Source organism: Nitrospirota bacterium, assembly GCA_016212215.1.
GTDB lineage: Bacteria > Nitrospirota > 9FT-COMBO-42-15 > HDB-SIOI813 > HDB-SIOI813 > JACRGV01.
The window spans coordinates 1-13,221 of sequence record JACRGV010000080.1 but is presented as its reverse complement, the minus strand read 5'-3'; the positions used below and the strand labels follow the sequence as shown (position 1 = coordinate 13,221).

The following is a 13,221-nucleotide window of genomic DNA, read 5'->3' as shown; positions in this document are numbered from 1 at the left end:
TTGAAATCGACAGGAATAATATTACTGAACCTGTTACGATTACAGTTTAATCGCAGATAAAAGTTGGGGATTATTATTCTGCTGCTGTAGGCAAGTCCGGGGGACTGTATAAACTCTGACATATTTTTGTTTCAATTCATGCTGTGGTATGATTATTGCAACATAAATATTATTGATGGTCAGAGACCAGGTTTTGACATCAAGATTACTCTTCAGAATAATAACAGGATACATCCTTATTGCAATTCTTGCGGGTTGTTCCAGTGAGTACAGCACTGTAGGCCCGTCTTTAGAGGGTGCGTCAAGCATACGCGGCGGCGATATGCAGACTATAGCCGGTCTTTCAGGGGGCTACGGGACTTCTGATGGTTTAGGTTCTGATGCCAGATTTAACACTCCCCGAGGTATTGTTGCAATCGGTAACAACCTTTATGTCGCAGATCAAAACAACCATGCCATAAGATCAATAGATACACTTACAGGAACTGTATCAACATTTGCCGGTTATCCGGGTTTTCCCGGAGTAAATGACGGTATTGGAATGTCTGCAAGATTTAACGCCCCTGAAGGAATTGAGACAGATGGGAAATATTTATATGTTGCTGATACAAAAAATCACACCATCCGGAAAATAGAAGTAAGTACAGGAAATGTTGTAACATTAGCAGGGAAATGGGGACAGAACGGTTACTCAAACGGTGCAGGTGCTGATGCAACATTTAACGGCCCTGCATCTTTAACACTTATGGGTGATCTGTTGTATGTTGCCGATACCGACAGTCATACGATAAGGAGGGTTAATAAGGACACGGGTTATACTGACACTATTGCAGGTACCCCAGGAAAGATTGGAAGCACTGATGGGACAGGTATGGAGGCGAAATTTAACTATCCTCTTGGTATAGATAATGATGGGCAGTATTTATTTATAGCTGATACATATAATCACATGATCAGGGTATTAGACCCTTCAACGGGTAATGTTTTCACATTAGCCGGTAAGGCAAATGAGCCGGACTATAAAGATGGTTCATTTGGTGCAGCAAGATTTAGTTATCCGTATGGTTTACGTGTTGTTGATGGAGAGGTTTTTGTTGCAGATTATGGTAATGATGTTATCCGGGTACTGAATTTGCAAAATTATTCCGTCGGTACATTTGTAGGCATTCCCTTTCAGTCAGGTTCAACGGATGGGTCTTATGAAGTCGCAAAATTAAACTCCCCTTCTGATGTGGATGTAATAGGTGATTATATATATATAACAGAGGTTTCTAATCATACCATCAGAAAGATAAACTGGTATACAGGAGAAGTAGTTACATTGGCAGGAAATGCTCCAAACCAGGGAACATCGGATGGGCTTGGTGATACCAGCACGTTTAATACCCCCGGCGGAATAATTAAAGAAGGGAATATACTCTATGTTGCTGATACTTATAACAGCACAATACGCATGATAAATATTATCACCGGAGAAGTCAGCACACTTTCAGGGACTCCCGGTGTTCCGGGGACAGCGGATAGCTCAGAAAGCCCTGCCCTGTTCAGTTCCCCAACTGACATTATAATTGATGAGTCTAAAGAGAATATTTATATAATAGATACGGATAATAATGTAGTAAGGAGGATGAATATAGCATCAGGCGAGGTACGAACATTTGCCGGTTATCCGGGAAGTGCAGGAACTCTTGACGGAGTCGGCAGGAATGCAAGATTTAATGCCCCTACCAGAGGGGTTAGATCCGGAGACATGCTGTATATTGCTGACACAGGGAATCATGTAATTCGGGCTGTTAATACCGTAACAGCAGAAGTTACTACTGTTGCAGGAGAGAAGGGGGAATCCGGATGGCGTAACAGAGCTGAGGGAGAAGAAAGTAATGCAAGGTTCAGCTCTCCCGGTGATATAACTACAGATGGCACCTTTCTATATGTTGCCGACACAGGTAATCACGTTATAAGGATAGTGTCACCCTTGACTGGTGCAGTTGCCACAGTAGCAGGATCACCGGGGAGCAGTGGATTACTTGACAGTAAGGATGGAGTGCCGTTATTTAATTCCCCTTCGGGTATCTTATGGGATAATGAGATACTCTACATCTCAGATACAGGAAACCATGTGATGAGGAAGATAGACCTTACTACAGGAAAGGTTTCCTTTCTTGCCGGCGATATGAGTTGTATAGAAGAGTCTACTACAACAAGCGGGTCAACTACAACAAATTTGAAGTGTACAGGTCAGCCTGCCGGAACCAGTTCCTTGGGTGATTCCTCAGACGGCACAGGTAGGACAACTTCCTTTAATGGACCTACTGCTATAAGTACAGACGGAACATACCTGTATGTTATGGATACAAAGAGCAACAGTGTTAGAAGGGTGGATAAAGTGACAGGTGAGACAAAGACACTCTACTTTACAAAAAACAAAGGTATCCCATTGAAGTCCCCTTCAGGTGGAGATATCTCAGGTAATACATTTTATGTTGCAGATAAAGGGAATCAAATTATTCGTATAGTGGAGATAGGTGATTTATTCGGGTCACCGTTAATAATTATTGCAGGTACAGTAGGGTCTCAGGGCTACAGGTACAGCGCTGGGTATTCAGCTCAATTTAACCGTCCTGTCGGGATTTCCGCTGATGGTAATGGTAATATTTATGTAGCAGACACAGGTAATCATTCAATCAGGAAGATTGTAGTAGCAACTAAAGAGGTAACGACATTGGCCGGCAGTCCTGGTATTGCCGGATTTATGGATAGCAGGTTCGGGTCTCCTTTATTTAATTTTCCAAGAGGGATATGCTTTGTTGCCGACCATTTATATGTTGCTGATTCCGGTAACCATCTTATTAGGAGGGTTAATATAATAAACGGTTATGTTGGGCTTGTAGCAGGATTAAGTGATTATGTTACTAATGTCGGGTCACCTGGGACAACTGATAGTACAGGCGCTGCTGCCGGGTTTAATGACCCACGCGGTATAACTTCTGACGGGCAGTATCTTTATGTTACTGATACAGGGAATCATACAATAAGGAAAATTCTCAGAGTAACAGGAGAGGTTAAAACCATAGCAGGTATGCCGAAAGAATCAGGATATAATGATGCTTTCGGGTTTGATGCAAGGTTTACTTATCCAAAGGGAATAACCGTTGACGGGGACCATCTTTATGTGGCAGACAGCGGGAATAATGTTATAAGAAGGGTAAACAAAAATACAGGAGAGGCATTAACCTTCTCAGGCAAAAAGGGGCAATCTTCTTTTATTCCCGGAGTTAGGGAGGTAGTAAGGTATAATAATATTGTCAGCATGACTACTGATTCGACTACTCCGTATGTGTTTTTTACGGATAGCATAGAGAATGTAGTCGGGAAGGTTACTAAAGAATAACAGTATTGTCATTTCCGAAGTTTTTAATCGGGAATCTATATTTATCTGCTTGAAAGTCTTTTTCTCACAACTATTCTAATCGGTACTCCGATGAATCCCCACTTTTCACGGATATTGTTTTCTAAAAACCTGACAACATTCGTACTCATTGCCTCCGGGTGGTTTACAAACATTACAAACTCAGGGGGCCGTACACCTGCCTGTGTTGCATAGTATAATTTCAGCGGCTTCCCACGATATGTTGCAACCGGTAAATGGTCTGCCAGGCTTCCGATAAATCTGTTAAGTTCTCCGGTTGTTATATGACGCTGGTATTCTTCCATAATCCTGTCTATCTCAGCATAAACCTTTTGAACACGTGTTCCGGTTAGTGCTGATAAGAATAATAACGGCAGGTGGTCAAGATGGCGGTGTATTGTTTTTATGTTCTTTGTATATTGCTCCATAGTGTTATGGTCTTTTTCAACAATATCCCACTTGTTGATTGCAATAATACATCCCTTTTCCGCCTCTTCTATATATCTGATAATCTTTAAATCCTGGTCCGTTAGACCCTCTACTGCATCAACAAGCACTATGGCAATATCACACCGTTCAATACTCCTGAGTGACCGTACAACGCTGTATGATTCAATCCCCTTTAGAACCTTTGCCTTTTTCCTGATACCTGCAGTATCAATGAACAGATATTCCTTTTGGTAATAAGTAACAATAGTGTCTATTGAATCCCTTGTTGTACCCGGTATTGGGCTTGTAACAAGCCGGTCTTTCCCAAGCAGTCTGTTTATCAGGGTTGACTTGCCTGCATTCGGTTTACCGACCACAGCTATCTTTGGGTATTCAGCAGCATTTTCTTCCGGTAATGCAGAGGGCAGGGATAAACATATATCATCCAGCAGTTCATCAACACATCGCCCATGTTCAGCAGATATGGGGTAGAATTTATCAATCCCGAACTTATAGAAATCTGCGACATTATCCTCTATCTTTTTATTATCAATCTTATTAAGGACATAATATACAGGCTTTTTCACCTTCCTCAGCATCTCTATAATGTCAACGTCAGAAGATGTACTCCCTTCTTTTCCGTCCATTAAGAATATTATAATATCAGCCTCTTCTATGGCTATCTTGGCCTGCCCCCTCATCTGCGTCAGTATGAGGTCTGATGTTTCAGGTTCAAGCCCGCCTGTGTCTACAAGAGTAAACTCTTTTCCAAAGTATGAAATGTGTGCATAATTCCGGTCCCTTGTTACACCGGGTATATCTTCCACAATAGCCATCCGCTTTCCCGCTATCCGGTTGAACAGAGTAGACTTCCCAACATTCGGCCTTCCTATAATTGCAATAACTGATTTTGCCATGTTCCCTAACTTTCTGTTTATGTTTATCTTACGTCTGATTTCTTACTTCTAACTTCTTGCTTCTAACCTCTTGCTTCTTGCCTCTAACTTCTTAGTTCTTCACAACACCCACTCCACAACCGCCGCCAGCATCACCAGACTGCTCGGAATCAGCATGTACCTGTATATAGTACCCTTATCAGCCCTGAAGTATTCACCTGTAAGTACAAAGCACATGTGAACCGGCGAGAACATCACACCGGCAAACCCGCTTGCAAAGGCGAATGCCATATTACCTGTATCTATAAACCCGCCGCTCATTGAAATAAGCAATGGAAAAGTAGTTCCAACAAATGCTATGGTTAAGCCTGTAAGAAATCCTACCATAAACGGCAGTATAAAAAATAGTATTATAAGCGGGAAGCCTGTACCGGATAAATAAACCGACATTCCTTTCACTGCCCCGGTGGTGCCGAGCATCTCCTTGAAGAATATAACACCTACCATTATAAAAAGTATATTCCACGATATGCTGTCTTTAAGGGTGTTAGCTATCTTCTTTAAAGGATAGCGGTGATAGATGAATAATAGGAATACAACAACGGCCATTGTCAATGCTATGTCAATGTGGAATATGGCTACTGCAAGAATAATAAATGCTATAGGAAAAAGACTTGCAATCAGCATCTTTAAATCCCTGCCGTGTCTTTTCTGCCGGGAACTCTTTTTTTCAAAAACAAGCCCTTTGAAACAGAAGATACTGCCTGTGATAATTACCATGATTGAAAATGGCAGTTGATAAAGGATTAATGTAGCCAAAGAGATATGAGTAATCGCTGAGGCCAGTATTAATCCGGGATATGTCGGGAGTATATATTCCCATATATGCCTGAACCAGTAGTTGATAAAGCCTTTTCTCTCCTGTGTTATTGTAATCTCACTGCTTGCTTCTTCAACAAGGGGCGCTGAAAAGTATGCCCCTCCAATTGACGGTACCATCCCAATAATTGCAGGCGGCGCCGCAAGCACTATCCTCGCATCCCGCACCGTCTTCTTCAGCCCTTCCATCATCTGCTTAAACGTCTCAGTCTTCCTCATGATATTTTCCATAACCATTATCAACCCCAGTGATGCAACGAGCTGAATGGTTGTGTAAGACGTTACTGTCTTAATGAAAACATCCCCTATAACTCTGACAGGCAGTAGATATGTGAGTGCAAGTAAGACTGCCCCAACAGACATGGCAATACCAAGATTAATCTTGCGCCTGATTAGAATAACTATAAGGATGAAAGAGATGAATATTTTTAAAATGTCGTACATTACAATTTAGATGCTTAGCTGCGTGGGAGAGTAACGTAACCCATTGATTTCATTGGTGGGCGATGCAGGTATCGAACCTGCGGCCTCTTCCGTGTGAAGGAAGCGCTCTACCACTGAGCTAATCGCCCGAATGATTTGTAATTATTAATACAACAACAACCTTGAACGCGTGTTTGTATAAATAACATAATGCATACATGAGGGTCAAGGGAATTTTAATGAATTTTAGTGTATGAATTGACGCAGCATGTCATTATATTGACTATAAACTAAGTTGAAGCATCTTGTAACTGGTATGTTCTCTATCGTAACTCCTTGTAAAATAAGGATTATTAAAAATAGTTCTAAAGTTTACAAACTGGTATGCCGTTTGAAATAGGTACTTCTTATCATATTAATAATATTAAGAAATTAGGGTAATAACCAGAAAAGGAGAATGTTATGAAAGAACCGGTGTATGATGTATCAAGGCAGATTTTAGAACTTGTAGAACAAAACGGCGGTATGACCCTCTTTGAATTAGAACAAAATCTTGATGTCTCCTACAATCTTATCTTTTTAGCCATAGACAATATGGTGGCAAGCAACCAGCTTAATATGAAAAAATGCGGAAGAGATTATTTTTTAACGGGAAACAATGTACTGACTCAGATTCCAGTAACAGATTCATGCATGAATGAATATCTCTGGCAGGATGTATGATGTATCAGATGTAACCCCCCCCCCCCCCCCTTTCTTATCTTCTACAATTCTTAAAGGATCCTGCAAATTAATATAATATCCTGACCCTGCAGGGTCCTTTTGTATTGGCCAGTTTTTTCAATCTTTTCTTTACAGTTCATAATAAAGCCATTTATGTATGTATTATTTCAGGCCAACTCTAATGCCTTACATTCTCCATACATTCGTATAACCCTGTGGAATTTAAGTATTTTCATCAGTAGACGAAAAGTTATGATGCAAGTAAGCATACAATCTTCATACAATGTTAAATAGAAAGAAATTGCTTGACAACAAATCTTTATTACATGTATAGTAGTGAATGTATGTTTTACAGGGAGAGTTAATGGAAGAATTATTAGAGGATATCCTTGGCGGACTGGAACAGCGTATAACAATTTATAAAAACAAACTGACAGAGCTTCTAAAAAAACGTGACCGGATAGATGATGAGATAAAGACTGCAAGGAAATATCTTGAGTTAGCAGAGACACTCTTTAAGGTTGAGAAAAACAAGGCGCGTACATCATATCCGCAGGTACTGGCAGGTGAGTTAGATAAAGAGGCAATTAAAGGTCAGGAAGATGCAAAGGATTTCTTACTAAGTACTTTCAGGTTTGCGGGATTGAGTATACCTGAGGCAGCTTTTATTTTGCTGAAGGAAGAAGGTGCATCACTTCATGCAAAGGATATATATCAACGGCTTCTTGAAGGAGGGGTGAAGATACGGAGTAAGACTCCGATAACATCCGTGTCAATTTCACTTAACAGGGACAAAAGGTTTTTGAGAATCGCACCAAATACTTACCGCCTCGCAGATCTTGAGGTGCAAAGAGAGGAAAGGAGGTGATATACATTGTCTACAGTAAAAAAGAAGGCCCCGGCTAAAAAAACAACAACTACATCAGCAACTGCAAAAAAGAAGGCTGCTACAAAGAAACCTGCTGCTGCAAAGAAACCCGTTGCTGCTGCAAAGAAACCTGCAACAAAGAAGAAGTAGTTTTTGTAGTGCCATTCTTAAATATTGGGGGCCTGTTATGTAATATAGGCCCCCTTAATTTTGACGGCTTTGTAAAAAACTCCATCTGCGGCGTTGCACTGCATCCTTCGTCATTGCGGCGTAACTACAAGTACGCCTCATTCCTCAGGATTTGTGCGCCTTCGGGTACCCACTTGTGGGTGTGTAGCTTTTTACAAAGCCGTCCGCTTACGTGAAGTCTTAAACCTTTAAATCCGGCTGATTTTGTCCTGCTTCAACCCACTTATCTTTACATGAAAGGATAGCAGAGGCGAGTCTTGTATTCAGGTTGTGGCCTGAACGGTAAGCGGTTATATGTCCAATGAATGACATGGACATCAGGGACATATCCCCGATAAGGTCGAGGACCTTATGTCTGATGAATTCATCTTTAAATCGCAGACCTTCTTTATTTAATATAGTATCATCATTCAGCACAACCACATTTTCAAGCGACCCACCCATTCCCAACCCCATCTTTTGCAGTGCTGCTACATCTTTTAGGAATCCGAAGGTGCGGGCAGGTGCAATATCTTTAACGAAGCTCTCAATTGAATAGTGATACACAAACTCCTGTTTATTCAACATTGGATGGTCGTAATCCATGATGTAAGTGATGCACGGGAATGGAGAAGGTTCTATTTTTATAAACTTATCCTTTTCTCTAATCTCTACTGTATCAAGTATCTTTATGTGAGATTTGATCTTATCCTGCTGTATTATCCCGCTTTTCAGCATTAGCTTCACATAAGGCTGTGCACTGCCGTCCATTATAGGGACTTCAGAAGAATTGAGTTCAACATACAGATTATCTATATTAAGACCGGCGGCAGCAGCAAGCAAATGTTCTACTGTCTGTACACTTGAACCGTTCCATCCAAGTGTAGATGAATAATCAGTAGCAACAACATTATCCACATGGGCTGTAATCGTAGAGTTTTTATCTGTCCTTGTAAACATTATCCCTGTGTCAGTCGGTGCAGGTGATAGTTTAAGGGAAACGGTCTTTCCTGTATGAAGGCCAATCCCCGGAAGTTCGATTGAATTTTTTATAGTACGCTGGTATCTCATTATTATCCTTTCGATAGGGAATTGAGCAATAATTGTGCCATGAATTTACTGGATGAAAATTGTAGTGTTTTCAATACGTTGGGTTAAAGGACAGCAGGTAACTGTTGCAAAAATGCAACAGTTGTATTTTGTATGTATTGTTTTTGATACGAAGATATAAGCTTATTTATTGTACTGTAACTTGTTCCCGAAGCTGGCCGCAGGCTGCAAGTATATCAGCCCCACGGCTTTTTCTTATAAATACAGAGTAGTGATTATTTACAAGAATCTCCTGAAAGTTTAGGACGGAAGATTCTGACGGTCTTTTAAACTCTGACCTTGGAAATTCGTTAAAGGGTATAAGATTAATCTTACATCGCAACCCCTTCAGCAGTTTTGCGACCCGCCTTGCGTCTTCAGGAGAGTTGTTTAAACCATCTAAAAGTACATACTCAATGCTGATCTTTTTTCTCTGTTTTAATGGAAATTCCCTGCACGTTTTAATGAGGTCATTAAGAGGATACTTTTTATTAATCGGCATTATGATATTACGCTGTTCATCTGTTGATGCGTTAAGGGATATGGCAAGGTTTACGTTCAAACCGCTTGCCCCCAGTTTTTTTATACCGGGAATTAAGCCTGATGTGGAAACTGTAATTCTCCCTGCCCCTATATTGACCCCAAGCGTGTTTGTTAATATCTCTAAAGCCTTTATCAGGTTATTAAAATTTGCAAGCGGTTCACCCATGCCCATTATCACAATGTTTGTAATCCTCTTATTTGGCGGTAGTTCTTTCCGTGCTGAAAGAAACTGATTTATTATCTCTGATGTTTTCAGGTTCCTTTCAAACCCCCCTTTTGCAGTCAAACAAAATGCACACCCCATTCCACATCCCACCTGTGTTGATATACAAATAGTCAGTCTGTCATCGTCCGGTATCAGGACACTCTCAACACTATGTCCGTCTTCTAAACCAAAAAGGAATTTCTCTGTACCGTCAATTGAAGTCTGTCTTTTAATTACCTCAAGTTTACTGACATAAGCCTTTTGAGCCAGCATCAAACGGGTCTCTTTGGACAGGTTTGTCATACCTTCAATAGAGTCCACTGCCTTTCCATAAACCCAGTGAAAAAGCTGTTTTCCCCTGTATCGCTGAAGATTAAGCCCCTCAGCCAGTTCTTCCATTTCAGATATACTAAGACTTCTAAGGTCTATCATTTTCACTCCCCTGCTGACAGCGGTTAAAGATATTGCTATAATCCTTCTTCTATGAATATCCGCTATTTTTTATTCCTGCTATTATCATTCATTTTTTTATTCTCTGCAAATTCTTATGCAGAGAATGATACTTGCACTGAACCGTATCAATGCCTTAATCATGCAATGGAGGTCTTCAAGGCTGGGAAAACTGAAGAGGCGATTCAGCTTTACAAGGATATTTCAGGCAGGTTTGAAGGCAAAGATCAGGCTGTAATCGGTATATCCTCATTTATGGCAGGAAGCCTTATGTCTCAGTCCGAATCCGAATCCATGCTGTCTGAAAGTGAGGGTTATCTTGAGAGGGCATATTCAACATATCCATTAATAAGTGATTACGCCTTATTTACACTTGCAGGGGTACATGAAAAGCAGGGTGATTATTACAAGGCTGCAGAGTTTTATCAAAAAGTGTTCACCACATTTCCCGACAGCCTTCTTAGAAAGAAATCTCTGATCAGGGCCGCTGACCTGTATCTTGCGTCAGGTGATATAGAGTATGCAAGGGGCTATTATGAAGAATACCTTGCTCTTTTTCATAAAGATAAATCAGCCCCTGATGCGGTATATGGAATAGCGATGAGTTATATAATGGAAGATAATATTCCAACGGCATTTACATACCTGAAAAAAATATGGATTGAGTACCCGGCAAGCCGTGTTGCATGGCATGCAAAGAAGGTGATGGATTGGTTGAAAAAAGAGGGATATACACCACCTGTTTCTGAATATACAGAATTTTTTAAAAGAGGGGAGAGCTTATACAAGACGGGCCTGTATGAAGATGCGGCATTGGAATTTAAGAGGTTTCTTTCGTACCGGGAAAGTTTTACCTCCGGAATGGAGAGGGATGCATATTTTAAACTGAGCATGGCTTATTACAATGCAAGAATGTTGAGTGAGGCAGAAGGTGCATTAGAATTCTTTATGAATAACTATCCTGATGATAAGAGGACAGGTGAGGTGTTGTATTCACTTGGGCGTAATTATCTCAGAGAAGATAAAGAGGCGGCGTTTGTAAAGGCAAGTAAGACATACATCAGGTCTTTCAGGGATAAAGAGAAGAGACCTGAGGTGATGTACAGGTTAGGGATGTACTATGCAGAAAAGAATGGGGCAGAGAAGAAGGATATTGATACCTCATTCAGATACCTTGACAGGATTATCAGAGAATACCCGCATAGCAGTTATGCCTTAGACAGCCGGTGGGCCAAGGGGTGGCTTCTTTATAAGGAAAAGAAATTCCCAAAGGCAATTAAAATATTTGATTCAATACTTAATAATGGTAAGGAGAATGCTGCGAATATCCCTAAAACCCTATACTGGAAGGCAAGGGTCTTTGAAACAACGGGTAACGGAGCCGGTATGGGAAATACCTTATGTCATCTTTGCAACAAGTATAAGGGGTCGTTTTATTGTTTCATTGCTGAAGGGAAGATTGATGGAAAGTGTGCGGCCGTGCAAGGAGGATTTTCAAATGAAACGTCCATGAGTGAGTCGCTCACAAAGGGCCAAGAAAATCAGCGGGACAAGAATGTCCCGCCTATCCTCGTAGAAACGGATAGGGACAGGAATGTCCCGCCTATCCTAATAGAAATGGATAGGCGGTGTTTTCCAACCCCGCCGGCGGTGTTTTCGAGTGAATCACTTCAAACATATTCTTCTACTATTGACTCCAAGATCAAACTCCTCCTCTACCTCGGCTTCAAAGATGAGGCTGTTGAAGAGGTTCGCTGGATTCAACCGGAGTTAAAAGACGAAAAAGACAAGGAGATGGCACTATTACTCTCATCACTCCTATATCAATCCGAAGAATATAATTCCGCACTCAGCGTTCTCTACACAAATTTTTCAAAAGAGAATGTATATAGTGAAAGTGAGGAGAATCCCATCCTATGGAGGTTGATGTATCCTGATGGTTATAGTACCTTTGTTAATAAATATGCGGGAGAAAATAAGTTAGACCCATTTCTCCTTTTTGCACTTATCAGGGAAGAGAGCTGGTTTAATAATGAGGCGGTTTCTCCTTCAGGGGCAATCGGCCTGATGCAGGTAATGCCAAAGACCGCATCTGCAATTAAGAACGGAGACAGCGTTGAAAGGCATACCATGTTTGACCCTGAATTTAATATCTCACTCGGTGCAAAGTTTTTTGCTGACCTCATAAAAAGGTTCAACGGAAATATTATCTATGCAATCGCAAGTTACAACGCCGGTCCTAATGCAGTCACGAAATGGATCAAAGAACGAGCCGGGTTTGAACTCGACGAGTTTATTGAGGATATTCCTTACAGAGAGACAAGGGATTATGTTAAAAAGGTATTTGCAAGCTATAGGGAATATGTCCGGATAAACATCATGTTTATCATGAACCCCTAAAAAAAGGGGATTTATTTTTCATGATATAAAAAAATAAATCCCCTTATTATGGTATTTAATAATCATCCTTTTTATCTTTCTTATCCATCATCATCTTATCTTTCATCTTCATCATCATATCATTGTTCTTAGTCATCATGTTGTCCATCTTCATCATCATGTCATCGAGTTTCTTTTTCTGCTCAGAAGTGGCCTGATGGGTAATCTCTTTCATCATACCCATCAAATCCTTCATCATGGACATCATGTTATTTATCATCTCATGATGCTCCTTCCACATCATCTGCCTGTCGCCAGACATCATCCCGCTGTCCATCTTTCCTTTGTCCTTAGCTATTGAAGGGACTGCTATAGCAGAAACAATAAGTACAGCAAAAAGTACAACGAATACTCTTTTCATGGTACTCACTTCCTTTCTGTATAAAAGTTGGTAACAACCTTCGCTTAAAGCCTCTGACTTACAATGGTGAATGAAAATAGTGAAAAGTTACTGTCCTGGGGAGCTTACTTTGTTCAGGATAACAGCCCGATTTTGCTTTGTCAATGCAGATTATATTTCAAACATTCAAATAAAGGGTCTTCGTGGAAGTGAGTGGGTAAAAATTATAGGAAAACAACCATGAGGTGGCTTGAAATAAGGTAGTGATGATATTATGCAGGCATAAGAAATCCGTCATAATTATGGAATAACAAAGTAGTTGCGGTCAATATAGGTTCCCTCCCCCTTGACGGGGGAGGG

General features: G+C 40.7%; 10 protein-coding genes and 1 tRNA gene. 5 read left to right on the top strand and 6 right to left on the bottom strand.

Annotated features, from left to right (window positions below):
* The first annotated feature begins 175 nt into the window (after positions 1 to 175).
* Positions 176 to 3,391: a hypothetical protein gene (locus HZA08_07140; protein ID MBI5193201.1), complete on the top strand. Its 3,216-nt coding sequence runs from the start codon at positions 176 to 178 to the stop codon at positions 3,389 to 3,391.
* A 41-nt stretch (positions 3,392 to 3,432) separates the two neighbouring features.
* Here the strand turns inward: HZA08_07140 and der are convergent, their stop codons facing one another.
* From der to HZA08_07125, 3 genes are all read right to left on the bottom strand, one after another.
* Positions 3,433 to 4,755 carry a ribosome biogenesis GTPase Der gene (gene der / locus HZA08_07135; GenBank protein MBI5193200.1) on the bottom strand — a complete coding sequence of 441 codons (1,323 nt, stop codon included), beginning with the start codon at positions 4,753 to 4,755 and terminating at the stop codon, positions 3,433 to 3,435.
* Between the two features lie 99 nt (positions 4,756 to 4,854).
* Positions 4,855 to 6,057 carry a DUF401 family protein gene (locus tag HZA08_07130; GenBank protein MBI5193199.1) on the bottom strand — a complete coding sequence of 401 codons (1,203 nt, stop codon included), beginning with the start codon at positions 6,055 to 6,057 and terminating at the stop codon, positions 4,855 to 4,857.
* 53 nt (positions 6,058 to 6,110) lie between these two features.
* Positions 6,111 to 6,185, bottom strand: a tRNA-Val gene (locus HZA08_07125).
* Between the two features lie 313 nt (positions 6,186 to 6,498).
* On the opposite strand from HZA08_07125, the gene HZA08_07120 reads away from it, so the two are divergent.
* The 3 genes from HZA08_07120 (at position 6,499) to HZA08_07110 (ending at position 7,777) form a co-directional block, all read left to right on the top strand.
* Positions 6,499 to 6,759: a hypothetical protein gene (locus tag HZA08_07120; protein MBI5193198.1), complete on the top strand. Its 261-nt coding sequence runs from the start codon at positions 6,499 to 6,501 to the stop codon at positions 6,757 to 6,759.
* 364 nt (positions 6,760 to 7,123) lie between these two features.
* Positions 7,124 to 7,627, top strand: a complete 504-nt coding sequence (locus HZA08_07115) for a winged helix-turn-helix domain-containing protein (protein MBI5193197.1) — start codon at positions 7,124 to 7,126, stop codon at positions 7,625 to 7,627.
* A 6-nt stretch (positions 7,628 to 7,633) separates the two neighbouring features.
* Entirely contained in the window at positions 7,634 to 7,777 is a 144-nt protein-coding gene (locus HZA08_07110) for a hypothetical protein (GenBank protein MBI5193196.1), read from the top strand.
* Positions 7,778 to 7,996: 219 nt separating this feature from the next.
* Here HZA08_07110 and HZA08_07105 read toward each other — a convergent pair whose 3' ends face one another.
* Together HZA08_07105 and rlmN are read right to left on the bottom strand one after the other, a co-directional pair.
* Positions 7,997 to 8,866, bottom strand: coding sequence for a UDP-3-O-acyl-N-acetylglucosamine deacetylase (locus HZA08_07105; protein ID MBI5193195.1), 870 nt, complete (start codon positions 8,864 to 8,866; stop codon positions 7,997 to 7,999).
* A gap of 166 nt (positions 8,867 to 9,032) precedes the next feature.
* A complete protein-coding gene (gene rlmN / locus HZA08_07100; GenBank protein ID MBI5193194.1) occupies positions 9,033 to 10,064 on the bottom strand; it encodes a 23S rRNA (adenine(2503)-C(2))-methyltransferase RlmN in 1,032 nt (343 codons plus the stop codon).
* Between the two features lie 51 nt (positions 10,065 to 10,115).
* On the opposite strand from rlmN, the gene HZA08_07095 reads away from it, so the two are divergent.
* Positions 10,116 to 12,482: a transglycosylase SLT domain-containing protein gene (locus HZA08_07095; GenBank protein MBI5193193.1), complete on the top strand. Its 2,367-nt coding sequence runs from the start codon at positions 10,116 to 10,118 to the stop codon at positions 12,480 to 12,482.
* Positions 12,483 to 12,537: 55 nt separating this feature from the next.
* Here HZA08_07095 and HZA08_07090 read toward each other — a convergent pair whose 3' ends face one another.
* Positions 12,538 to 12,882 (bottom strand): hypothetical protein, encoded by a 345-nt coding sequence (locus HZA08_07090; protein MBI5193192.1) that lies wholly within the window; start codon positions 12,880 to 12,882, stop codon positions 12,538 to 12,540.
* Positions 12,883 to 13,221: the final 339 nt, after the last annotated feature.